This window comes from Niallia sp. Marseille-Q9988, assembly GCF_976954375.1.
Genome location: NZ_CDRJSZ010000001.1, coordinates 361932 through 386942 on the forward strand (window position 1 = coordinate 361932; position 25011 = coordinate 386942).

The 25011-nt window shown below is 39.4% G+C and carries 18 protein-coding genes, 8 tRNA genes and 3 rRNA genes; 5 read left to right on the plus strand and 24 right to left on the minus strand.

What is annotated here, in order from left to right:
* Positions 1–23: 23 nt before the first annotated feature.
* From ACWNMZ_RS01760 to sigW, 7 genes are all read right to left on the minus strand, one after another.
* Positions 24–152, minus strand: coding sequence for a hypothetical protein (locus ACWNMZ_RS01760; RefSeq protein ID WP_285846545.1), 129 nt, complete (start codon positions 150–152; stop codon positions 24–26).
* Positions 153–1129: 977 nt separating this feature from the next.
* A complete protein-coding gene (gene glmS, locus ACWNMZ_RS01765; RefSeq protein WP_109769474.1) occupies positions 1130–2932 on the minus strand; it encodes a glutamine--fructose-6-phosphate transaminase (isomerizing) in 1803 nt (600 codons plus the stop codon).
* A gap of 638 nt (positions 2933–3570) precedes the next feature.
* Entirely contained in the window at positions 3571–4923 is a 1353-nt protein-coding gene (gene glmM, locus ACWNMZ_RS01770; protein ID WP_109769472.1) for a phosphoglucosamine mutase, read from the minus strand.
* A gap of 43 nt (positions 4924–4966) precedes the next feature.
* Complete coding sequence (locus ACWNMZ_RS01775; protein ID WP_109769471.1) at positions 4967–6283, minus strand: CdaR family protein; 1317 nt, start codon at positions 6281–6283, stop codon at positions 4967–4969.
* Positions 6276–7100: a diadenylate cyclase CdaA gene (gene cdaA / locus ACWNMZ_RS01780; protein WP_031540062.1), complete on the minus strand. Its 825-nt coding sequence runs from the start codon at positions 7098–7100 to the stop codon at positions 6276–6278. The genes ACWNMZ_RS01775 and cdaA overlap by 8 nt, the downstream gene beginning before the upstream one ends.
* 326 nt (positions 7101–7426) lie before the next feature.
* Positions 7427–8074, minus strand: a complete 648-nt coding sequence (locus ACWNMZ_RS01785; RefSeq protein WP_109769476.1) for an anti-sigma factor family protein — start codon at positions 8072–8074, stop codon at positions 7427–7429.
* Positions 8075–8093: 19 nt separating this feature from the next.
* Positions 8094–8657, minus strand: a complete 564-nt coding sequence (sigW, locus tag ACWNMZ_RS01790) for an RNA polymerase sigma factor SigW (protein WP_031540064.1) — start codon at positions 8655–8657, stop codon at positions 8094–8096.
* 529 nt (positions 8658–9186) lie between these two features.
* On the opposite strand from sigW, the gene ACWNMZ_RS01795 reads away from it, so the two are divergent.
* Positions 9187–9363, plus strand: a complete 177-nt coding sequence (locus tag ACWNMZ_RS01795; RefSeq protein WP_441994403.1) for an aspartyl-phosphate phosphatase Spo0E family protein — start codon at positions 9187–9189, stop codon at positions 9361–9363.
* Positions 9364–9467: 104 nt separating this feature from the next.
* On the opposite strand, the gene rocF is transcribed toward ACWNMZ_RS01795, so the two are convergent.
* The 13 genes from rocF to ACWNMZ_RS01860 all read right to left on the minus strand — a co-directional run bounded on the left by rocF (position 9468) and on the right by ACWNMZ_RS01860 (position 17120).
* Complete coding sequence (gene rocF / locus ACWNMZ_RS01800; RefSeq protein ID WP_109769470.1) at positions 9468–10364, minus strand: arginase; 897 nt, start codon at positions 10362–10364, stop codon at positions 9468–9470.
* A gap of 338 nt (positions 10365–10702) precedes the next feature.
* A tRNA-Lys gene (locus ACWNMZ_RS01805) sits at positions 10703–10775 on the minus strand.
* Between the two features lies 1 nt (position 10776).
* Positions 10777–10851: transfer RNA gene (locus ACWNMZ_RS01810), tRNA-Gln, on the minus strand.
* Positions 10852–10895: 44 nt separating this feature from the next.
* A tRNA-Tyr gene (locus ACWNMZ_RS01815) sits at positions 10896–10979 on the minus strand.
* 31 nt (positions 10980–11010) lie between these two features.
* A tRNA-Thr gene (locus ACWNMZ_RS01820) sits at positions 11011–11086 on the minus strand.
* A gap of 27 nt (positions 11087–11113) precedes the next feature.
* Positions 11114–11189 (minus strand) — tRNA-Val (locus tag ACWNMZ_RS01825).
* 4 nt (positions 11190–11193) lie between these two features.
* Positions 11194–11268 (minus strand) — tRNA-Glu (locus tag ACWNMZ_RS01830).
* A gap of 18 nt (positions 11269–11286) precedes the next feature.
* Positions 11287–11359: transfer RNA gene (locus tag ACWNMZ_RS01835), tRNA-Thr, on the minus strand.
* A gap of 28 nt (positions 11360–11387) precedes the next feature.
* Positions 11388–11462: transfer RNA gene (locus ACWNMZ_RS01840), tRNA-Asn, on the minus strand.
* 12 nt (positions 11463–11474) lie between these two features.
* A 5S ribosomal RNA gene (rrf, locus tag ACWNMZ_RS01845) occupies positions 11475–11592 on the minus strand.
* Positions 11593–11708: 116 nt separating this feature from the next.
* Positions 11709–14643 (minus strand): 23S ribosomal RNA (locus ACWNMZ_RS01850).
* A 420-nt stretch (positions 14644–15063) separates the two neighbouring features.
* Positions 15064–16611 (minus strand): 16S ribosomal RNA (locus tag ACWNMZ_RS01855).
* Together the 16S, 23S and 5S rRNA genes with 8 tRNA genes alongside form the textbook arrangement of a ribosomal RNA operon.
* A 275-nt stretch (positions 16612–16886) precedes the next feature.
* A complete protein-coding gene (locus ACWNMZ_RS01860) occupies positions 16887–17120 on the minus strand; it encodes a hypothetical protein (RefSeq protein WP_109769273.1) in 234 nt (77 codons plus the stop codon).
* A gap of 143 nt (positions 17121–17263) precedes the next feature.
* Between ACWNMZ_RS01860 and pdaB the strand changes: the two genes are divergently transcribed.
* Together pdaB and gerD are read left to right on the plus strand one after the other, a co-directional pair.
* Complete coding sequence (pdaB, locus tag ACWNMZ_RS01865; RefSeq protein ID WP_031539636.1) at positions 17264–18013, plus strand: polysaccharide deacetylase family sporulation protein PdaB; 750 nt, start codon at positions 17264–17266, stop codon at positions 18011–18013.
* Positions 18014–18217: 204 nt separating this feature from the next.
* Entirely contained in the window at positions 18218–18787 is a 570-nt protein-coding gene (gerD, locus tag ACWNMZ_RS01870; protein ID WP_031539633.1) for a spore germination lipoprotein GerD, read from the plus strand.
* A 66-nt stretch (positions 18788–18853) separates the two neighbouring features.
* On the opposite strand, the gene ACWNMZ_RS01875 is transcribed toward gerD, so the two are convergent.
* Positions 18854–19909 carry an Mrp/NBP35 family ATP-binding protein gene (locus tag ACWNMZ_RS01875; RefSeq protein WP_109769272.1) on the minus strand — a complete coding sequence of 352 codons (1056 nt, stop codon included), beginning with the start codon at positions 19907–19909 and terminating at the stop codon, positions 18854–18856.
* Between the two features lie 254 nt (positions 19910–20163).
* Entirely contained in the window at positions 20164–20883 is a 720-nt protein-coding gene (gene cwlD / locus ACWNMZ_RS01880) for an N-acetylmuramoyl-L-alanine amidase CwlD (RefSeq protein WP_035416706.1), read from the minus strand.
* Between the two features lie 217 nt (positions 20884–21100).
* Here cwlD and ACWNMZ_RS01885 point away from each other — a divergent pair, with 217 nt between their 5' ends.
* The gene (locus ACWNMZ_RS01885; protein WP_048717749.1) at positions 21101–22378 is read left to right on the plus strand and encodes an MFS transporter; all 1278 of its coding nucleotides are present in this window, start codon (positions 21101–21103) and stop codon (positions 22376–22378) included.
* Positions 22332–22943: a TetR/AcrR family transcriptional regulator gene (locus ACWNMZ_RS01890; protein ID WP_031539625.1), complete on the plus strand. Its 612-nt coding sequence runs from the start codon at positions 22332–22334 to the stop codon at positions 22941–22943. Before ACWNMZ_RS01885 ends, ACWNMZ_RS01890 begins: the two co-directional genes overlap by 47 nt.
* A gap of 38 nt (positions 22944–22981) precedes the next feature.
* On the opposite strand, the gene ACWNMZ_RS01895 is transcribed toward ACWNMZ_RS01890, so the two are convergent.
* Entirely contained in the window at positions 22982–23422 is a 441-nt protein-coding gene (locus ACWNMZ_RS01895) for a DUF2521 family protein (RefSeq protein WP_031539622.1), read from the minus strand.
* A 307-nt stretch (positions 23423–23729) separates the two neighbouring features.
* Positions 23730–24995: a glutamate-5-semialdehyde dehydrogenase gene (locus ACWNMZ_RS01900; protein WP_031539619.1), complete on the minus strand. Its 1266-nt coding sequence runs from the start codon at positions 24993–24995 to the stop codon at positions 23730–23732.
* Between the last annotated feature and the right edge of the window lie 16 nt (positions 24996–25011).

Sequence of the window (25011 nt, forward strand, 5' to 3'; positions counted from 1 at the left end):
AGACCGTCATAGACGATCCTTTTTTAAATGGATTCATTCTCTTTAACAGACCTCTCAACGACGTCATTACTAAAGACTAGAAAACTTACACATAAAGTCATTGCTTGCAGAACGATTTGTATCCCTTTAAGGCTTGTAAACAGTTCTTTCATAATAACCACCCCTTTATCTTTTATTGTTGAGAGTTGCTCAACTGAGCACGGAACCTGTGCCGTCTGAACAAGCGGGGGAGCCTGTTAAAAAGAATGAATACCTTATTCTACCATTTTATGAATGTTCCTTCAACAAAACCGCCCGTTACTTTAAGTGAACTTTTTCAATAAGTTCTTGTAAGTACATCACACCACCCTTCATTAATAAATATATTATTGGGTATTTTAACCACCTCTATTTAGAAAAACTTTTTGGCAAATGACTTTTCCCTTTTCTCGTCTTATTCTTCCTTCTACTATATTCAACTGCTAAAATGTCGGTTTCGTCCCTCTCACTCCCCTCAAATCCTTGCGGCTCTAAGTCCCATCCCTCTTTCCTCTTCTCTCCCCCACTCTTTCTTCTGCTTTATTGTTCTTCCCCAAAACCCCCATTTTCGCCCTCTTTTTTCCGTTCTGGGTCGTATCGAATATTCAGACAATGTTAAAAAGTTCTTCCATAATGGAGGGAAGAATCAAGAGAAAAGATTGAAAAAACACGTTGAGAAATACACGAAAAAGAACTGAAACCCTACGGGTTTATGCAGTGAGGAAAACAACATATTAGAAGAGAGAAAAGAATGAGCAAGGATGATTGAACCCCTACTGGACAAGGGATTGAGGAGATATTGGACAAAACAAAAAGACTGGACCACTATTGGATCCAGCCTGAAATATAATTGATTTTACGATTGAAAAATGATTGAGTACATATTGTTCGCCTGCTCTTTTTTCCTCACTCTTCCTTCCGCTCTGGATACCAACTATTTAACAGTAGCTACCGACTTTTTAGCATGGAGAAGAAGAATAAGACAGCTACATATCAAAATAGAGTTTTTTTCTAGAAAATCTGCATTTATTTTGTTAAAAATTAAAAACCTTGGCACAGTAACAATTGCACTGTACCAAGGTTTAATTTTCCTATCACAAAGAATTTCAAATCACTCCACCGTAACACTCTTTGCCAAGTTACGTGGTTTATCTACGTCACAGCCTCTATGAAGTGCTGCATAGTAAGCAATTAATTGTAATGGTACTACAGAGATAAGGGGTGTTAACAGGTCGTGCACAGCTGGTACAATGTAGCGATCGCCATCCATTTCTAAGCCTTTCATAGAAATGATGCAAGGATTTGCTCCACGAGCCACTACCTCTTTTACATTACCGCGTATGCTTAAGTTAACACTTTCTTGTGTTGCTAATGCGATAATAGGAGTTCCATCTTCAATTAAAGCGATTGTTCCATGCTTTAATTCTCCACCTGCGAAACCTTCTGCTTGGATGTAAGAGATTTCTTTTAATTTTAGAGCACCTTCTAAACCAACATAGTAATCAATTCCACGTCCGATAAAGAATGCATTTCTTGAGGTTTCAAGATATTCCTTAGCGATTGCCTCAAGCTCTTCCTTATCTTCAAAAATAACTTCCATTGCATTTGCAATAATGCCTAGTTCATGAATAAGGTCAAGATCCACGTCATAGCCTTTGCTTTTCGCCATTACTTCTGCAAGGATAGATAATACAGCCATTTGCGAAGTATAGGCTTTTGTAGAAGCAACAGCAATTTCAGGACCAGCATATAATAATAAGGTGTGGTCAGCTTCACGAGACAGTGTGGAGCCTGGTACATTTGTGATTGTTAGAGTTGGATAACCCATTTCCTTCACTTGTACTAATACTGCTCTGCTGTCTGCTGTTTCTCCACTTTGTGTAATGAAAATGAACAATGGTTTTTCCGAAAGCAATGGCATATTATAGCTAAATTCACTTGCAACATGAACCTCAACTGGAATTTTTGCTAATTTCTCAATAAATTGCTTTCCAAGAAGACCGGCATGATAAGATGTACCAGCAGCAACAATATATAGACGATCTGCAGCATTTACTGCTTCAACAATTGCTGGATCAATCGTTAGCTTACCATCCTTATCTTGATATTCCTGAATGATTTTGCGAATAGCTACTGGCTGTTCGTCAATTTCTTTTAACATATAGTGAGGGTATGTTCCCTTTTCGATATCACTAGCATCTAATTCTGCTGTATATGCTTCCCGGGAAATAATTTCTCCCTCTAAAGTCTCAATTGTTACACTGTCTTTTGTCACGATAACAATTTCTTTATCCACTAATTCCACATATTGATCTGTTACTTGTAGCATAGCCATTGCATCACTTGCAATGACATTGAAGCTTTCACCTAAACCGATCAATAGCGGGCTTTTATTTTTTGCTACATATATCACGTCTTTGTTTTGCTCATCTAATAAAGCAAAAGCATAAGACCCTTTTAATAATTTTAATGTTTGAACAAATGCTGCCTTTACATCGCTTCCTGCTTCTACAAAATGTTCAATGAGTTGAACTACTACTTCTGTATCTGTATCACTTTTTAAAGTACTATCAGCAAGATATTCTTTCTTTAATAAGTCGTAGTTCTCAATTACTCCGTTATGAACAATAGTGAAACGCTCTGATGCACTCTTATGTGGGTGAGCATTTAATCTGCTTGGTACACCATGTGTTGCCCAGCGTGTATGACCAATTCCTGCTGGTGCGAATACTTCTTCATCCACAATATTACGAAGGTCCGCAATTCGTCCTTTTTCTTTAAATACTTGAACTCCTTCTCCATTGCTTAATGCAATACCAGCTGAGTCATAGCCTCTATATTCAAGTTTTTCTAAACCTTTTAATAAAATCTCTTTCGCATCCTGGTTTCCAATATAACCAACAATTCCGCACATACTTCTTTTCCTCCGTTCTAAGGGAGCAAGAAGTCACTATTTAAGGGAACAAACTTGCTCCCTTACCTCTGATTATTTTTTTATAAGTCTTATCACTATCCATTGTTACTTTCCCATCCATGCTTCTATTCCCTTCGGATAAGCATATATAAACGGAACAATGTAAACGATACTACTTAAAAGTAATGCTCTTGTTGTTAGCATGCCCTACTCTTTGTGCATTAAGTTGCCTTAATGTTTTAAAGTAGTACTTACGATTGGCTAACACAACCGGGAGGCATCCGCCGAAAAATCGATAAACCTCCTCCTCGTCAACTAGTTTCGTGTCGTCCATCACTAGTCCAGGCGCTTCACTTCCTATTTTCACTCCTATCCTCCTTGTTCATAGTTTCGCTTTTTCAAAAAGCAATTTAATCATACCCTACCTAGAATCTTTCCGTCAAATACATTCCTATGACAAAATCGTAAATTTTTATTTCACTAAGTGAAGTAGGATACATTTCCGACACGAAAGTGGAAAAATAATAGGGTGAATAACATTCCTTCTGAAATGTCCTTCACCCTAATAATGTATTCTACCGTGCTAAATTCGTTCCTAATTGCATAGATATTAGTATAAGCTCCTTGTTATTATACGCTTATTCTTCTGGCAAACCCATTTCTTCTTTAACTACTTCAGAAATGACATTCACATAAGCCTCACACAATTCTTCTGTTGGAGCTTCAGCCATAACACGAACAAGTGGCTCTGTTCCAGAAGGACGAACTAATATTCTACCATTTCCATTCATATCTTTTTCCACTTTAGCAATAACTTCTTTTACTTTTTCATTATCTGTGACATGGAATTTATCCGTGACTCTAATATTCACTAATTTTTGCGGGAATTTTTTCATTTCTCCTGCAAGTTCGGATAATTTTTTCTTTGTAACTTTCATGATGTTAACCAATTGCAATCCAGTTAAAAGACCATCACCTGTTGTGTTGAAGTCAAGAAAAATGATATGTCCTGACTGTTCTCCACCAAGATTATAGCCGTTACTACGCATTTCCTCCACTACATAACGATCACCAACAGCAGTTGGAATGCTTGTGATTTGATGTTGTTCTAACGCCTTATAGAAGCCTAGATTGCTCATTACGGTAGATACTACTGTATTATTTTTTAGTCTTCCTGTCTCTTTTAAATATTTTGCACAAATATACATAATTTGATCGCCATCTACTATATCTCCATTTTCATCTATAGCTATCAAACGATCTCCATCACCATCAAAGGCTAATCCGACATCTGCTTCTTTTTCCAAAACAAATTTAGCTAGTGCCTCTGGATGTGTAGAACCTACTCCATCGTTAATGTTTAAGCCATTTGGTGACGCACCCATTGTAGAAATATCAGCATCTAAATCTGCAAATAAATGCATTGCTAAGGATGATGTTGCTCCATGTGCACAATCTAGGGCAATATGAATGCCTGCAAATTCTTCATCCACTGTCTGTTTTAAAAATTGTAGATACTTCTGACCACCTTCGAAATAATCATCCACCTGACCAAGGTCAGCACCAGTTGGTCTAGGCAATGTATCTTCTTCTTTATCGATTAGTGCTTCAATTTCTAACTCCTGCTCATCTGAGAGCTTAAAGCCATCAGGACCGAAAAATTTAATTCCATTATCTGCGACCGGGTTATGCGATGCAGAAATCATTACTCCAGCTTGTGCTCCTAAAGCTTTTGTCAAATAGGAAACACCTGGTGTAGAAATAACACCTAAGCGCATTACCTCTGCACCGATGGAAAGTAATCCTGCTACAAGCGCACCTTCCAGCATGTGTCCGGAAATACGAGTATCTCGTCCGATTAATACCTTTGGTCTATCATGGTCTTTTGTTAGGACGAAACCACCATATCTTCCTAGCTTAAACGCTATTTCTGGTGTCAGTTCACTATTTGCCACACCTCGTACTCCGTCCGTACCGAAATATTTACCCATTTCTATATCGCTCCTTCTAACTAGTAATAGATCACGTTTTCTGTTAAGCTTCTTTATTCGTAATGGACACACTTGCTGTATCAATAGCAAGTTCCCAATCTATATCTTCAGGCCCATCTACTGTAATAGGTACTTCGTGCTTGCCATCATCCATCCCTGTTAAATCTAAATAGAGATTAAAATCAGAGGCACTTAAATCCCTGATTCTGTTTTCCTCTCCAGAAATGCGAAGACTTGTACTACTACTTTTTGGATTCTCAATGGTTGCTTCCAGATTACTATTCAGTCCTTGAACAGTAATTGGTACACTACTTACCGTTTTGGTTTCTATCTTGTCAGCAGCTGCGGCTTCCTCTGAATCCTGATTCTCTTGCTCCTCCTCGTCCGCATCCTGCTGCTCTTCCGTAACGGTTACTTTCACCGTTACCTTAACAAGCTCAGGATCGACAGCTGTTACACCGTTGGATATGATAACTGGCAATGTTAATTCCTCATCTTTTTCAATTTCACTTAGATCAACCTCAACTCTTGTGCTTTCCACTTCTTTCAAAATATCTTCTGGTGCACTTATGGTTGCTTCCTTTTTATCTAATGTAATGGAATCAATCGTTATATTTTCAGGCGGCGTGCCTTGCTCCACAATATTGATAGGTACTGTTTTACTTGTTCTTTTAACAGGAATATTCACTTGCACTGTTTCTGGTTCCACTTGCACATTTAATTTATTCAGACTACTATCCAACACAGAAACCTTCGCTTGCTGACTAACCGACTCATTTATGTTTCCATCAAGATTTACATTTGCTTTGACATAAGCAATTTTCTCTATATCATCTTTTGCTCCTGTAACCTTAATTGTTTTTGGTTCAACTATTGCTGTTTCAGCTGTATAGCCATCCTCAATAGAGCTACTACTATATTCAGCTTCCACGGTGAATTCTTCTGTTACCTTTTCCTTCAGCGTAACTTTAATTGTTTCTGGATCAATTGTAGCTTTAATTTTTTCGGATAAATCTTTTATTTGCAGTGGAACAGTTTTACTACCTAGTTCTGCATTTGCTAAATTAACATATACTTCAAAGTCCTTTTTGAGTTTTGCCTGTTGTATATGAACAGTTGGTCCCTTCAACGTTACCGTAACCGTTTTTGGTATACCTGTTACAACAACATTTTCAGTATCGTAATACGCCGTTACCGGAATATCCTCTAAAATAGCTGTTTCCGAATCACTAGGAACGTTAACATCTGTTGAACTTTCGTTGGGATCATATACATAGGAAAAAAGTAAGAGGGCAAAAGCCAACGACAATACTTTAGTAAACCAATTTTTACCTATCACATGATTAAACAGTTTATTCATTTTTCTTCCCCTTCCAGCTCCACTTACTTGTAGTGGTTTGTTTAGTAGAAGGTGTTATCAAGGCACTAGATAACATATCTCTGAAAGCATCTAGTTTTAATTCTCTGTGCAAATCGCCGTTTTTCGTTATAGAGATAGAACCCGTTTCTTCTGAAACCACAACGGTCAAACTATCCGTGACTTCACTAATACCTAAGGCAGCTCTATGTCTAGTTCCAAGCTCTTTTGAAATAAAAGGACTTTCCGATAGAGGAAGGTAACATGCGGCTGCGGCGATATTCGTTTTTTGTATAATGACAGCTCCATCATGAAGTGGAGTATTCGGAATAAAGATATTGATCAATAGCTCTGATGATATCTTTGAGTCAAGAGCAATTCCTGTTTCTATGTAATCACTCATTCCTGTTTCTCTTTCAATCGTAATTAATGCTCCTATACGTCGTTTAGCCATATAGTCTACTGCCTTTACAATGGACTCTACCAATTGCTGTTGTAGCTCATGTTCTTGAACCACAGACCTCGAGAAGAATTTCCCTCTCCCCAGTTGCTCTAGAGCTCTTCTTAATTCTCCCTGGAAGATAATAATAAGTGCTAATGCACCCCACTGTATTACCTGCTGCATCATCCAGCCTAATGTTTGTAATTGGAAATAGTCACTTAACATCTTTATGATTAGAATAACAAATATCCCATTCAACAACTGGACAGCTTTTGTCCCGCGTATGATGGTGAAAATTTTATAAATGACATACCAAACAAGGATAATGTCTACTGTATTCGCTAAATATTTTAAAAAAGGGAAATCTACAAACGACATTTTCCTTCCTCCAAAGTATATATTTCAAAAGTTGCTACCTTAAATAGTTTATTATGGCCCTCCATATTGATAATATAGCGGGATGAAAAACCTACAATTATCATATTATAACACAATTCAAATTAATACAAAGAAAAGCACAACCAACTGGCAAGAAACAGTCATTGTCCACTAATTAGTATATGTGTCTCCATTGTAATTAGCCCTCTTTTTACCAGAAAGATAAACGGACTTCTTATTTAAAAGTAGTATGTTTATTTGGAGATATAGTAATTCAGAAGCAGTTATATTTATCCCTTTACATAATAAAAAGAACCCTGCAATCATCAAATTGCAGGGAGGCTATTTTCTTCTTTATTGTCTTTCGTAAATAATTCCGTAAAGTCGGTCACGGTTTTCTTTATATGGTACCAAAGCCACTCGAATACTTCATTCACTTCTTTTATTTCTCCAGTCACTTGGTTGGCAGAAGCCATATATTTTTTCCCATTAATGACTGTTACATTTCCTTCAACTTGTCCTTCTATTTTAATATCGCCATTTCGAACAATAATATCACCTTTTACTGTTTCTCCCTCTGGAACAATAGCTGTATTATTTTCTACTAGTATATTGGGTTGTTTCGAAACAGAAAATTGATGATCCTCATTCCATGCTGACATTAAACTAGACACCATTAAAATTAAAAATAATGAGGCTGCAGCAAGCATAGGATGGTGCCTTAGCCAACGCTTCACTCTTACTTGTTTTGGCTCTTCTGGCAACCTATCAAGTATATTCTCCGTGAAGTTCATTGGTGCCTGGATATGTGAAGTGCTTTGGACCAATGCGATCGTTTTCTTCAGTTCATGAAAATGTGCTGCACATTCTTCACACTGGTCTAAATGTTCCTTTAATTCTTTCAAATGCACTTCTTCTATTTCTTCATCAAGATATTGATGCATATAGGAAATAATCTTTGTTGAACATGTCATATTAATTTCACCTTCTTTATCAGACATACCGTAATTGTTTTCTCAACGCTTCTCTTCCCCTGTGAATGCGTGTTTTAACTGTTCCTAAAGGAAGCTCCAGAATCTCACTTATCTCGTTTAAAGAAAGTTCTTCGATATATTTTAAAACGATAACTGCCCGATACTTTTCAGGAAGCTTTGAAATTTCCTGTTGTATCATTGCTTGTAGTTCCATGCCTTCCACATCTTCCTCAGGCAATCTGCCATCTGACGGAATTTGCGAATACATATTAAGGCCGTCTGTACCCGGAACTTCCGCATCAAGATAATAATCTGGCTTTCTTTTTCTTATACGGTCAATACATAGGTTTGTTGCAATCCGATATAGCCATGTCGAAAACTTATATTCCATATTATATCGATGGATATTAACATATGCACGAATAAAAGCTTCCTGTGCTATATCCTCCGCTTCATGCCTATTTCCTAGCATCCGATAACTAATTTGAAACACTTTATCTTTATATAGCTCGATTATGTCACCAAATGCATTTTTATCCCCTTTTAAAACTTGTTGAATCCTTTTTTTTACGATTGCTTCCATCTATTTACCTCCGCTCTAGTGCGGCTAATCGATTTACGAATCGACAGCAGGAAAGGTTTCATTTTTTCTTAAAAAATTTTTTATTATGTATTAAAAAAATAAACTGTTTTCGTTCATTATGTTTCTATAGGTGAACTGCTTAAAATAACTTTCATTTCCATTACCTAGCATTTGACCTCTTATGACCTCCTAAGCTTAGCTCTCATGTTTCCCTCTTTCTCCCTTACATTTGCGTGAGTCAGCATGTAATCGAGCGCTCCATATTACTTTTATATATATTAAATAATTTATCTGTAGAACAAAGAACAAAAAAAATATACCACTTTTTAAGAAGTGAAAATTCTCCCTATAATGCACATCTATCTTTTTTAGGATACTCATTCTTATTTTAACAAATAATGCCACATAATGTTTAAAATTTTTAGAATTGGTTATAAAAAAGAGTAATAATATGCTAAAATCAAGACAAGCATTATTGGATTAATGGAGCTTATATTTAATGGAGAAATAATCAAAAAACATATAGAGGGTGAAACAATTGAGTGATAGAAAACTATTAAAAGACATTGAAGAACATCGAGAAATGATGATCTATTTGGCAAACACCACTTCTTTTTCACACCCAACAGTTGTTGACATAAGCACAAAATTAGATTTGCTATTAAATAAATATGAAAAATTAAGTAGTGAATTAACTATTAAATAATAATCAGGTAACTTTATTCCATTTAATCCACTTATGATATGAAAAATAGTGTACTTCCATTCCTACTTTTTTAGGATTTTGGAATAAAGTTACCTCTATAAACTTTATAGTAATTTTTCCCCAAATAAAGACCCCATCAATGCTACTGCTAACGCCGCCGTTTTATTTCTTTCATCTAATATAGGATTGACCTCTACGAATTCAGCAGAAGTAATTAGCCCTGATTCAGCTAGCATTTCCATAGCTAAATGACTTTCCCTATAACTTATTCCTCCTGGTACTGGTGTTCCGACACCTGGCGCATCATTAGGATCTAAGCCATCTAGGTCAAGGGATAGATGGACCCCATCTGTTTTGTCCTTTAAATAACGAACTGTTTCTTCCATTACTTTCGTCATCCCCATCCGGTCTATCTCATGCATCGTAAACACTTTAATTCCCAACTCTTTTATTAACCTGCGCTCACCTTCATCTAAAGATCTTGCACCAATAATCACTACATGCTCTGGTTTAATTTTAGGTGAAATTCCTAGTAAATTGGTTAAACGTTCATGACCATATCCCAAACTAGCAGCAAGTGGCATCCCATGAATATTCCCAGATGGGGAAGTTTCTGCTGTATTTAAATCTCCATGTGCATCATACCAAATGACGCCTAAATTCTTATAATGCTTAGCTAAACCAGCTAATGTGCCGATTGCGATACTATGATCTCCACCTAACACAAGTGGAAAAGACTTTGATTGAATAATTTTATCTACCATTTCTGCAAGCATTTGATTTTTTTCTGCTATTAAATGAAGATTTTTAAGATTACTTTGTTTATCTATTATTGTTTCTGGTCTTCCTACTGCAATATCTCCCCAATCTTCTATAGTAGAAAATAGCTTTGATAATCTTTCAAATATTCCCGCATAACGAATAGCACTAGGTCCCATATCTACGCCTCTACGCATTTGTCCAAGATCCATCGGCATACCAATAATAGTCAGCTTTCTCATGAAAATCCTCCCCAACCGCTTATCTATTTTCCCTATATTGTACCTTTTTCCAAATCGATGACTCAACTCAACATTTCTATGCATATATATGCGAATATTCAAAAAACAAAAACACGATTAAAGAATCTTATCTTCTAAGATAGGTAGACGCACAGTGAGATCATTGGCAACCCATGTTAATGTATCTTTTCAAGCCATCATTCAAATAAAATGTATACCAGCAATATAAATCATTTTATACGCATTTAAAAAGAGCCATTTTCATTTTAAATACTTTATTATATTGTGAATAGAAAGACAAAAAACCAAACACTTATGTGTTTGGTTTAATTTAAAAATGAGCCATGGAGGATTCGAACCTCCGACCCTCTGATTAAAAGTCAGATGCTCTACCAACTGAGCTAATGGCTCGTGGCTGGGCTAGCTGGATTCGAACCAACGAGTGACGGAGTCAAAGTCCGTTGCCTTACCGCTTGGCTATAGCCCAAAAATATAAAAAGGACATATATTTTAATATTGTCCAATGATAAATGGTGGAGGGGGACGGATTCGAACCGCCGAACCCGAAGGAGCGGATTTACAGTCCGCCGCGTTTAGCCACTTCGCTACCCCTCCGATATTCAAACTAATGACAATTTAAAAACAGTGGTGCCGGCTAGAGGACTTGAACCCCCAACCTACTGATTACAAGTCAGTTGCTCTACCAATTGAGCTAAACCGGCACAAATTTATAAACTTTTTAAAAACAATGGTGGAGGATGACGGGATCGAACCGCCGACCCTCTGCTTGTAAGGCAGATGCTCTCCCAGCTGAGCTAATCCTCCATAATGGTGACCCATACGGGATTCGAACCCGTGTTACCGCCGTGAAAGGGCGGTGTCTTAACCGCTTGACCAATGGGCCATATTTTCTTTTTTCGTAAGCTTCCAACCGGGCTCGAACCGGTGACCTCTTCCTTACCATGGAAGTGCTCTACCTGCTGAGCTATGGAAGCACTTTGGCTAACATATAAATTGAAATAATGGCTCCGCAGGTAGGACTCGAACCTACGACCGTTCGGTTAACAGCCGAATGCTCTACCACTGAGCTACTGCGGAATAATATGGTATGCCTGGCGGCGTCCTACTCTCACAGGGGGAGAACCCCCAACTACCATCGGCGCTTTAGAAGCTTAACTTCCGTGTTCGGTATGGGAACGGGTGTGACCTTCTCGCTATCGCCACCAGACTTTTTCTCAAGACATATATTATTATACATATTTTTGAGATTTTTTCAAGTATAATTTTAGAAAATTATTCCCTGAAAACTAGATTATGAAGTAAAGAAAAAATTGAGTAATCATTTTAGTTAAGTCCTCGATCTATTAGTATCAGTCAGCTCCACATGTCGCCACGCTTCCACCTCTGACCTATCAACCTGATCATCTTTCAGGGATCTTACTAGCTTACGCTATGGGAAATCTCATCTTGAGGGGGGCTTCATGCTTAGATGCTTTCAGCACTTATCCCTTCCGCACATAGCTACCCAGCGATGCCTTTGGCAAGACAACTGGTACACCAGCGGTGCGTCCATCCCGGTCCTCTCGTACTAAGGACAGCTCCTCTCAAATTTCCTACGCCCACGACGGATAGGGACCGAACTGTCTCACGACGTTCTGAACCCAGCTCGCGTACCGCTTTAATGGGCGAACAGCCCAACCCTTGGGACCGACTACAGCCCCAGGATGCGATGAGCCGACATCGAGGTGCCAAACCTCCCCGTCGATGTGGACTCTTGGGGGAGATAAGCCTGTTATCCCCGGGGTAGCTTTTATCCGTTGAGCGATGGCCCTTCCATGCGGAACCACCGGATCACTAAGCCCGACTTTCGTCCCTGCTCGACTTGTAGGTCTCGCAGTCAAGCTCCCTTGTGCCTTTACACTCTACGAATGATTTCCAACCATTCTGAGGGAACCTTTGGGCGCCTCCGTTACTTTTTAGGAGGCGACCGCCCCAGTCAAACTGCCCACCTGACACTGTCTCCCACCCCGATAAGGGGTGCGGGTTAGAATGTCAATACAGCCAGGGTAGTATCCCACCAATGCCTCCACCGAAGCTAGCGCTCCGGCTTCCAAGGCTCCTACCTATCCTGTACAAGCTGTACCAAAATTCAATATCAGGCTGCAGTAAAGCTCCACGGGGTCTTTCCGTCCTGTCGCGGGTAACCTGCATCTTCACAGGTACTATAATTTCACCGAGTCTCTCGTTGAGACAGTGCCCAGATCGTTACACCTTTCGTGCGGGTCGGAACTTACCCGACAAGGAATTTCGCTACCTTAGGACCGTTATAGTTACGGCCGCCGTTTACTGGGGCTTCAATTCAGAGCTTCGCGCGAACGCTAACCCCTCCTCTTAACCTTCCAGCACCGGGCAGGTGTCAGCCCCTATACTTCGCCTTGCGGCTTCGCAGAGACCTGTGTTTTTGCTAAACAGTCGCCTGGGCCTATTCACTGCGGCTCTCGCAGGCTTGCACCCGCAAGAGCACCCCTTCTCCCGAAGTTACGGGGTCATTTTGCCGAGTTCCTTAACGAGAGTTCTCTCGCTCACCTTAGGATTCTCTCCTCGCCTACCTGTGTCGGTTTGCGGTACGGGCACCATCAATCTCGCTAGAGGCTTTTCTTGGCAGTGTGGAATCAGGAACTTCGGTACTATATTTCCCTCGCCGTCACAGCTCCGCTTATGTGGTAATGGGATTTGCCTCATTACCGGCCTAACTGCTTGGACGTGCTAATCCAACAGCACGCTTACCCTATCCTCCTGCGTCCCCCCATTGCTCAAATGATTGAAAGGTGGTACAGGAATATCAACCTGTTGTCCATCGCCTACGCTTTTCAGCCTCGGCTTAGGTCCCGACTAACCCTGAGCGGACGAGCCTTCCTCAGGAAACCTTAGGCATTCGGTGGATGAGATTCTCACTCATCTTTCGCTACTCATACCGGCATTCTCACTTCTAAGCGCTCCACCAGTCCTTACGGTCTAGCTTCAACGCCCTTAGAACGCTCTCCTACCACTGACATCATTAGATGTCAATCCACAGCTTCGGTGATACGTTTAGCCCCGGTACATTTTCGGCGCAGAGTCACTCGACCAGTGAGCTATTACGCACTCTTTAAATGGTGGCTGCTTCTAAGCCAACATCCTGGTTGTCTAAGCAACTCCACATCCTTTTCCACTTAACGTATACTTTGGGACCTTAGCTGGTGGTCTGGGCTGTTTCCCTCTTGACCACGGATCTTATCACTCGTAGTCTGACTCCCAAGAATAAGTATTTGGCATTCGGAGTTTGTCTGAATTCGGTAACCCGATGGGGGCCCCTAGTCCAAACAGTGCTCTACCTCCAATACTCTAAATCTTGAGGCTAGCCCTAAAGCTATTTCGGAGAGAACCAGCTATCTCCAAGTTCGATTGGAATTTCTCCGCTACCCACACCTCATCCCCGCACTTTTCAACGTGCGTGGGTTCGGGCCTCCATCCAGTGTTACCTGGACTTCACCCTGGACATGGGTAGATCACCTGGTTTCGGGTCTACAACCACATACTATTTCGCCCTATTCAGACTCGCTTTCGCTGCGGCTCCGTCTTATCAACTTAACCTCGCATGTAATCGTAACTCGCCGGTTCATTCTACAAAAGGCACGCTATCACCCATAAATGGGCTCTAACTACTTGTAGGCACACGGTTTCAGGATCTATTTCACTCCCCTTCCGGGGTGCTTTTCACCTTTCCCTCACGGTACTGGTTCACTATCGGTCACTAGGGAGTATTTAGCCTTGGGAGATGGTCCTCCCTGCTTCCGACGGGATTTCTCGTGTCCCGCCGTACTCAGGATACACTCTGGAGGGAACGAAGTTTCGACTACAGGGTTTTTACCTTCTACGACTGACCTTTCCAGATCGATTCGTCTACCCCGTTCCTTTGTAACTCCATATAGAGTGTCCTACAACCCCAAGAGGCAAGCCTCTTGGTTTGGGCTAATCCCGTTTCGCTCGCCGCTACTCAGGGAATCGCGTTTGCTTTCTCTTCCTCCGGGTACTTAGATGTTTCAGTTCCCCGGGTCTGCCTTCAGTACCCTATGTATTCAGGTAAAGATTCTATCCCATTACGGATAGAGGGTTTCCCCATTCGGAAATCTCTGGATCAAAGCTTACTTACAGCTCCCCAAAGCATATCGGTGTTAATCCCGTCCTTCATCGGCTCCTAGTGCCAAGGCATCCACCGTGCGCCCTTTCTAACTTAACTTAGTTTCGACCAAAGATAAGCGGCGTATCTCTTCGTCAGCTTCCTTGACCTACTTGCTTCTCTTTGCTCTCAAATCTTTGAAAGAGTATTCGATTGATACGATTACTTTTCAAAGAAATAATTCTCTAAAATAGAGAATCTAAGATGGCGATTACTCGGTTTCTTTCTTGTTTTTACTATTCATAATCTAGTTTTCAAGGAACAATTTCGGCTAAAGATAAACTTCGCATCTCTTCGTCAGCTTCTTCGCTCTGCTCCTCACGTACTGTTGTACGCTCCGGTGCTCGCGCGTTTGCTTCCTTGATCTACTCGTTTCTCTTTACCCTCAAACTTATTACTGTTTTTGAGGAATTGCTCCCTCAAAACTGAACAACAAATCGTCAACAATCTTTGATGGAATGTACATTCCATTTTCCTTAGAAAGGAGGTGATCCAGCCGCACCTTCCGATACGGCTACCTTGTTACGACTTCACCCCAATCATCTATCCCACCTTAGGCGGCTGGCTCCAAAAGGTTACCCCACCGACTTCGGGTGTTACAAACTCTCGTGGTGTGACGGGCGGTGTGTACAAGGCCCGGGAACGTATTCACCGCGGCATGCTGATCCGCGATTACTAGCGATTCCAGCTTCATGTAGGCGAGTTGCAGCCTACAATCCGAACTGAGAATGGTTTTATGGGATTTGCTAGGCGTCACCGCTTTGCTGCCCTTTGTACCATCCATTGTAGCACGTGTGTAGCCCAGGTCATAAGGGGCATGATGATTTGACGTCATCCCCACCTTCCTCCGGTTTGTCACCGGCAGTCACCTTAGAGTGCCCAACTAAATGCTGGCAACTAAGATCAAGGGTTGCGCTCGTTGCGGGACTTAACCCAACATCTCACGACACGAGCTGACGACAACCATGCACCACCTGTCACTCTGTCCCCCGAAGGGGAACGTCCTATCTCTAGGAGTGTCAGAGGATGTCAAGACCTGGTAAGGTTCTTCGCGTTGCTTCGAATTAAACCACATGCTCCACCGCTTGTGCGGGCCCCCGTCAATTCCTTTGAGTTTCAGCCTTGCGGCCGTACTCCCCAGGCGGAGTGCTTAATGCGTTTGCTGCAGCACTAAAGGGCGGAAACCCTCTAACACTTAGCACTCATCGTTTACGGCGTGGACTACCAGGGTATCTAATCCTGTTTGCTCCCCACGCTTTCGCGCCTCAGCGTCAGTTACAGACCAAAGAGTCGCCTTCGCCACTGGTGTTCCTCCACATCTCTACGCATTTCACCGCTACACGTGGAATTCCACTCTTCTCTTCTGCACTCAAGTCCCCCAGTTTCCAATGACCCTCCACGGTTGAGCCGTGGGCTTTCACATCAGACTTAAAGGACCGCCTGCGCGCGCTTTACGCCCAATAATTCCGGACAACGCTTGCCACCTACGTATTACCGCGGCTGCTGGCACGTAGTTAGCCGTGGCTTTCTGGTTAGGTACCGTCAAGGTACAAGCAGTTACTCTTGTACTTGTTCTTCCCTAACAACAGAGTTTTACGATCCGAAAACCTTCATCACTCACGCGGCGTTGCTCCGTCAGACTTTCGTCCATTGCGGAAGATTCCCTACTGCTGCCTCCCGTAGGAGTCTGGGCCGTGTCTCAGTCCCAGTGTGGCCGATCACCCTCTCAGGTCGGCTACGCATCGTTGCCTTGGTGAGCCGTTACCTCACCAACTAGCTAATGCGCCGCGGGCCCATCTGTAAGTGACAGCGTAAACCGTCTTTCAGCTTTTCTACATGTGTAGAAAAGGATTATCCGGTATTAGCTCCGGTTTCCCGAAGTTATCCCAGTCTTACAGGCAGGTTGCCCACGTGTTACTCACCCGTCCGCCGCTAACTTTAAAAGCAAGCTTTTAAAGTCCGCTCGACTTGCATGTATTAGGCACGCCGCCAGCGTTCGTCCTGAGCCAGGATCAAACTCTCCAATAAAGAGTTGATTAGCTCAAATGCTAAACTCTAGCTTTTTATTACTTATTGTCATTCTATAACATTCGTTATAAAACGATTATTGTTGACGTTTGTTTGTTCAGTTTTCAAAGAGCAATTTACTTAGCCGCTCAATAAGCGACTTTACTAATTTAACACATTCTCTTTCAGGAGTCAACAACTTTTTAAAATTTATTTTTTCGTTGTTTCCACTCTGTCGAAGTGACGTTTACTAATATACCAAGATAAATAAAAATCGTCAACTGTTTTTTATAATTTTATATTTTTTCATCTAACATCTTATTTTCCGACAGGATATAAGTTAAACAATCCTTCGGGGCTGCAACTCTTTTTAACAAAGAAAACAAATCCTTATATCTTTCTATCATTGCTTTTTTAACAGAGAGATCAATTCTTTTATCTCCCAAATCCAGTAGTATTTCATCTAATTCCCTTTTAATTAGATATTCAATCTCTTTTACTTCTTTTTTATTTAATAATAAACCAATCATTACTGTCCCTCCTGATGCATAGCCTCATTTTAGTCTCTGTATTATGTACTAGTTTTCCTTTTTTTATAAAAATTTTTGTAATTAATTTTACTTTTCCTACATAAGAATGAGACGAGCAGTAAAGTGGACGAGGTGACAAACAGATGAATTTCTTTTATGTGCTGAACAGTAAATCCGTAAAGCAATTCGCATTAATTCTTGTAGTATCCTTCTTTACAGCCTGGTTTTTGTATGTTGAAAATATTGTCCAGATCCCTGTGTTTTCCTCCAAGGATGGACCTAAGGCTGTATATAAAGGAGAAAAGGGAGTCGCCCTAACCTTTAACATTGGATGGGGAGACAAAAAAGCAGAACCTATTCTTGATATTTTGAAAGAAAAGAAAGTTAACGCAACGTTTTTCCTGGCAGGTTCATGGGCAGAAAGACACCCTGAACTAGTAAACAGAATGGTAAAAGAAGGTCATGAGATTGGAATTTTAGGCTATGACTATGTAGATTATTCAGAGGTAAAAGAAGAAAAAATAAGGCAAGATTTATCGAAAGCCAAAACTGCATTTGAAAAATTAAAGATCGATAATATCGCGCTCTCCCGCGCTCCAACTGGTCATTTTAATCAATCTGCTTTAACCATTGCAGATCAATACGATTATACTTTAGTTCACTGGAGCATTGATTCAAAGGATTGGACAAATCCTGGAACAACACAAATTATTAAGAAGGCAGGATCTGCTAAAAAAGGAGATATCGTATTATTGCACGCTTCTGATTCAGCGAAGCAAACCGCAAATGCTCTTCCTGAAATTATAAAGAAATTACAAAAAAAGAATTTAGAATTTGTTACTGTTTCAGAGATGATTTCTAATGCTGACTCCAAGTCAAAAGAAGTACATTAACGCATTAAGCTGTTTCTATAAAGTTAAACGATTTACAGTAACTAACTTACTTTAGATAGTTACTCAAAAAACTCGGGTAACTTTTTTACAGAAACAGTTTTTTCTTTTTCCATATACCAATATCTTTTCCTTTACATTAGGAATAAAAAATAAAAAAGAATCCATTCTACTTAATAGATATCTTTAACGAAAGAGGTAATTGTCATGCTAAAAAAAGGGATTACCCTCCTACTAATCATTTCTTTATTAAGTGGATGTTCAGATAGTGAAAGTTCTCAACAAATGGACTATGACCAAACAAAGAAAATGGTTGTAGATATTTTGAAAACGGATGATGGGAAAAAGGCGATAAGAGAAGTAATGGATGACGAAGAGATAAAACAAAATTTAGTAATGAATGAAAAAGCAGTAACAAGCACGATAGAAAAAACACTGGTTTCCGAAAAAGCGGCTGACTTCTGGAAGAAAGAGTTCCAAGATCCTGAGTTTGCTGAAACAATGGCAAAAAGTATGAAGACGGAAAACGAAAAATTGATAAAAAATCTAATGAAGGATTCTGAATATCGGAAAATGATGGTCGAGTTATTACAAGACCCTTCCTTAGAAACAGAAATGAAAAACATTTTGAAAAGTACAGAATACAGAGAGCATATCAAACAAATACTACAAGAAACAATGGAAACACCTGAATTTAAGTCTAAGTTTAAAGAAATGCTTGATAAAGCAGCCAAAGAAGCCTCTTCCTCCTTCATTTCCGAAAAACATAAAATTTAAAATAAGGTACCTTCATCGAGGAATATACGTTCCTTTTGAAGGTACCTTTTTCAATCTTTTTTGTAATCAGCTTTCAACTTTATTCCCTGATTTCTCTAGCACTCCTATTATTCGTTCAGCGATTTCTTGATATTTTCCGCCAATAGGATGTTTTTCTTGATAGACAGATGGAGCAAAATCCTCTTCATTCCAATCGGGCTGTCCTAATGGCAGCTCTCCTAAAATTGGAACTTCCAAATCATTAGCTAATTTCTTACCTCCACCTTTGCCAAATACATACTCTTTTTCCCCTGTTAGGCTACTTTCAAAATACGACATATTTTCAATAACTCCGAGGATTTCATGATTTGTTTTCATGGCCATAGCACCTGCACGAGCTGCGACAAAAGCTGCAGTTGGATGGGGAGTAGTAACGATTATTTCTTTACTTGTAGGAAGCATGGTGTGAACATCTAGCGCAACATCGCCTGTTCCAGGTGGTAAATCTAATAATAGATAATCTAGTTCTCCCCACTCTACTTCTTCTAAGAAGCTTGTTAGCATTTTGCCAAGCATAGGACCTCTCCATATAATTGGTGTATTATCCTCTACAAAGAATCCCATAGAAATAACTTTTACCCCAAATCGCTCGACTGGAATGATTCGTTCCTTTATTACTTCAGGTCTTTTGGTGATACCCATCATATCTGGAACACTGAAACCATATATATCCGCATCCAACAATCCAACTTTTTTCCCTAATCTAGCTAATGAAACCGCTAAATTGACAGAAACGGTAGATTTCCCTACCCCCCCTTTGCCACTGGCAACAGCAATATAAGTAGGCTTTTTCTCCGTAGCTTCTGATTCCTTCCATACTTCCGCAACGAGTGCGCTTGATAGTTCCGCAAATCGTAATCCTACACTTTTTATCCCCTTTTCCTTAAGCGCACTAACGATTTCATTTTGCAACTCTATTTGATAAGCAGAACCAAGCTTTGCAACGGCGACCTTTAAACTTGCATGTTCTTTTTCTTCATCCCATTTAACATCTTTCACTGCGCCTAATTCTAGCAATGATTTATGTAAAAAAGGATCGATCATATTCTCCACTATCTTCTCGATTTCTTCTTTTGTTATCATGACACAATCCCCTCTCCTGTTTTACTAACAGTATAGCATAAATTCAGATATCGTTTACATTCTGAAAATTCTAACGCTCAATAAAATAATACGAACCATTTAAACTTTCCGTTAAGTCGACTTCCCACCTACATTACTCATTTATCACAGTAAGTGGTGAGCACCGTACTAGTCGTTAAGAGCGGGAAAAAGAGATTTATTTCCCGGGAATATGAATTAATAGGCATAAATAAGAATAGAGACGTAATTAGTCTCTATTCTTCTACTTCCAATTCCTCTTCATTCGTAAAATAACGATTTACTCCTTTATAGATGGACGCTGCGATTTTTTCTTGATAATCTTCCTGCATAAGATTCGCCTTTTCTTGTGGATTTGATAAGAAACCTACCTCTACTAGTACTCCTTGTTTCTCTGCATATTTTAGTATGTATACACTCTCTAGCGGTTTAGCCTTTCGAGTTGTATTCTCTAAATTATCAATTAACTCATCTTGAATGAATTTAGCCGCTCTAGCATTCCCTTCCAATTGAGCTGAATAAAAAGTTTGTGCTCCACTCCATTTTGATGAAGGTATTGCATTTAAATGAACACTCAAAAATAAATCTGCATCCGATTTATTGATGATATTGATTCTCTCCTTTAAATCCTCCACTTTTCTATTACGATATCCTTTTGTACTTTCACTCGCTAAATCCTTATCTTCTTCTCTCGTCATAATTACTAAGGCACCTTGCTCCTGTAAATAATCACGAAGCTTTAAAGAGACCTTTAATGCGATATCCTTTTCCAATACTTCGTCATCTCCCGCACCACCATCTGGCCCTCCATGTCCCGGATCGATAACAATCACTTTTCCGGTCAATGGTAAATTCCAGGCATCCCATGAATCATCATTTGAGAAATCGAATTGTAATATAAAGAAAAGAAGTGCTAACCCCATGATATATATGCTTATCTTCCACTTTTTACTCACAGTCTCCCTCATTCCCCCTATGCCCGTCCTTATTCTTACTATATGGGGGAACAAGAAATTTTAGAACAGCAAGTCCTCTTGCTTCCTAGATTACTTCGACCATATTAACTACAAAAAAATACCTATTTTTCATTATAGGTATTGATTAAACGACATAGGTGTCGTTATAATACATATATAAACGACATCAATGTCACTTTAAAAAGGAGGAATTTTTATGCTTTCTGGATTATTAAAAACGAACGGATTTAAAAGCCTTATAGCAGCTCAGATTATTTCAGGTTTAGGTGATTGGTTAAGTATTATAGCTATTATGACAATGGTTGGACTAAAATGGAATGCCACTCCAATCGAAGTATCTCTTATTATGTTATGTCTTGCCTTACCCATGGTCTTTCTTGGACCTATAGCTGGTGCTTTTGCTGATCGTTTTAATCGCAAGCTATTAATGATTTTATCTGACCTTATTCGAGCAGGACTGATTTTATTATTGGCCACCGCAGATAGTATCCTCACCGTCTATATCTGCTTATTGGCAATTGGAACCATATCCACTATCTTTATCCCTTCAAAAAACGGGAAACTAAAAGAATTAGTAGACAATCACCATATAAAAAGTGCTATTTCCATTACCACAATGATTGATTCTGGCACCAAAATATTAGGACCATTATTAAGTGGGATGTTAGTTTCATTCTTAGAGGTAAAAACCATTTTCTATCTCGATTCTTTCTCCTTTCTTTTCTCCGCATTGTTACTCCTATTCCTTCCAAAGGAAAAGTCTCGAGTAACTACTGTCTCTACTGAAATTAAAAAGGGGATTAAACCTTCTTTTAGGAAAGATTTAGCGATAGGGATAAAATTCATTACATCCAATCTTTTCATGTTAACAGGAATGATCTTTTTAGGTCTGAGCCTCCTTATCTTACAACTGGCAGATTCACAACTCATCATTCTAATAAGAGAGCTTGAACTAGCCTCCAGTAATTTATTTGGCTATATTGTAACAGCGTCTGGAACAGGGATGTTTTTATCTGGCTATATTCTTGCTAAAAAAACAGATTATCAACCTTTTATATCTATGCTTTTTGGTGTTTGTGGAATTGGGATTAGTTTTGGTATGATGTCTTTATTCACTTATTTCAACGTTAGTCATCCTAATCTATGGGGTTCAGCATTCGGATTTCTTGGTGGATTCACTGCGACGTATGTTTTAGTTCCCTACCAAGCATACATTCAAGCCATTACACCTGTGCAACTTACCGGAAGAGTCTTTGGTGTCATTAATAGCGTTACGACTACTGCCACTATTATCGGCCCATTGCTTGGAGGATGGCTATCCACTATTTTAGGAGTCTATATAACATTTCTGGTAAGTGCATGCTTGTTAATTTTGGCAGCTATTATTGGATGGGTAACTAGAAATAGATTAGATCGGGGGGAGAAAATTGACTCCAAAAGTCAGTCAAAAGCATCTGGAACAGCGACGAGCTAATATCCTTAAAGCAGCTAAGAATGTCTTTATTGAACATGGATATGAAAAAACGACAATGAGACACGTAATGGAGGAAGCCGGTGTTAGCAGAGGTGGTTTATACCAATATTTCTCCAATAAAGAAGACTTATTCGAAGCCATTTTAGCAGAAAACCTATCTTCCGAAGTAATAAATTTGGAAGAACTACTACACACAGAAATAGAATCTTATTGGCAGTTACTTTTATCCTATATTATCGATGAAAGTCCTGCATCAGAAAATGAAATCGATCCTTTAGCACCGAGTATTTTAGAGTTTTTTGTTACAGGAAGGAATGATATTAGGAGAAGAGAATACGCCAAAAAAAGATATGAGCTTGCCTTGAAGCTTTATGAAGAAATTATTAAAGCAGGACAGAAAAAGGGAGAATTTAATCAAAACTTTAATAGTAAAACTATCGCGCAATCCATTATTACTTTTACTGATGGACTTGCACTTGATTATGCTATACTCCCACCTAAAGATGTAAATCTTAAAGAACAAGCCACGCTTTTTGTAGAGTATCTGAAAATACTTTTAAAATAATATCCACCATAAGATAAAAGGTGGCAGTACTGCCACCTTTAATGAAGCCTAAGCTTTCTTCTTTTATTTGCTTTCTGAACTCCTTCTAACCACCATTCATCCACGAATTGTTCACATAAGTAGTAAAGTGATTCATTTTTATTGCTTTCCTCACTTCCCCAATAAAGTAGAAAGTGGTAAAGTGTTTGCTTTAAATGATTATCCTCTTCCTTGCATCTATTTTTTATAGCTTGAATATCTTCACCATATTCACTAAATTTACTGTAATTTGCTCCTAGCAGAAAGGCTTCTATCGCAACATCATAACAAGCCTCTTCTATTCCCTCATTCATTAAAACACTTGAAGTCAAGTTTGAGGAACCAAAATAGCGAGCTACCTTTTCTTTTAACTCTTTAATAGATATTTCCTTAAGAACGGCTCTTTCGTATTTTATTTGTTTTTCTCGTTTTTTTATATCAAAGCTTGTAATGACTGCCAATTGACTTCACCTCTTGGTGTTATTTTTCAACCAACAGGAAGGGACCATACTAGCCCAACAAGCCTTTTGCTATCCAATTGAAAGAATAGTTGCTATTTGAGTGTTTTCTTACCATTTTTCATCCAGTAAATACAAAGAAAACGTTCTATCCCTTGTTTATGTTTTCTTTATATAAAATAGGCTTTAGTTCTATATCACTTAGAGCTTGCCTTTTACTTAATGTGGTTTTGATATAAGCATAAATCACCTTATAATCATTAAAACCCTAAACATTATAGACAAAAAAACTCTCCCTTTCTAGATTTACCTATCTTATTTGCCCATTTCCACTCATCATATATTTTACCGTTGTTAGTGCAGGTAGCCCCATCGGTCCACGTGCATGAAGTTTCTGTGTAGAAATTCCAATCTCTGCACCAAATCCTAGCGCTCCTCCATCAGTAAATCTGGTGGATGCATTATGATAAAGGGCCGCCGCATCTGTTAACTGCATAAATTTCCTTGCCGTATGTTGATTCTCTGTAATAATCGCTTCAGAATGCTTCGTTCCATACCTATCAATATGCTCTATTGCCTCGTCTAGACTATTCACTATTTTTACGGCAATCTCTAAGCTTAAATACTCTTCAGCCCAATCCTTTTCTGTAGCCGGAATAACGCCTGGTAATTCCTTACAAGCCATTTCATCCCCATGAATGAGAATACCATTCGCTGCAAGTGTTTGAGCTAGCTCCAATTTATATTTAGCTAGAAATTCTTGATGGATAATCAATGTTTCAGCAGCATTACATACAGCAGGTCGATCCGTTTTCGCATTGACGATAATGTCGAGTGCTTTTTTCAAATCGGCTTCTTTGTCTACATAAAGATGGCAATTTCCTACACCTGTTTCTAGTACAGGAACAGTTGCATTTTCCACTACGGTTTGAATAAGGGATCCGCCTCCCCTTGGAATAAGTACATCTATATGCTCTTTCATCGTAAATAGTTGTTTTGTAGCATTTCGATCTGTTGAAGAAATAAATTGCACTGCTTCTTTTGGAATAGCCGATTTCTCCAAGGCCTTATGCATAACCTCAACAATTGCCATATTAGAATGAATAGCGGAAGATCCTCCCTTTAAAATGATGGCATTTCCTGACTTAAGCGCTAATCCCGTCGCATCGACTGTAACATTGGGACGAGCTTCATAGATCATTCCTATAACCCCAAGAGGAACACGTATTGTCTCCACTCTTAGGCCATTTTCTAACGTCCAGTTTGATAAAACATCCCCTACCGGATCTGGTAATTCTGCCACTACACGAAGCCCTTCGGCAAAATCCTTAATTCTACTTTCATTCAGAGTCAAGCGATCCATAAAGGCCTTCTCAAAACCACTCGCTTTGCCATTTTGTAAATCTTTTTCATTGGCTTCTAAAATAAAGGCTAGCTGCTTTACTAATTCGTCAGCAACAACATTTAGTGCTTCATTTTTTTCATTTGTGTTTAGAATACTTATTTTTTTCGCAGCCTTTTTCGCAGCGATTGCTTGCACTTCAACGATTTGATAATCTTCCACTATGGATGTCACTCATCTGCCTCCTCTT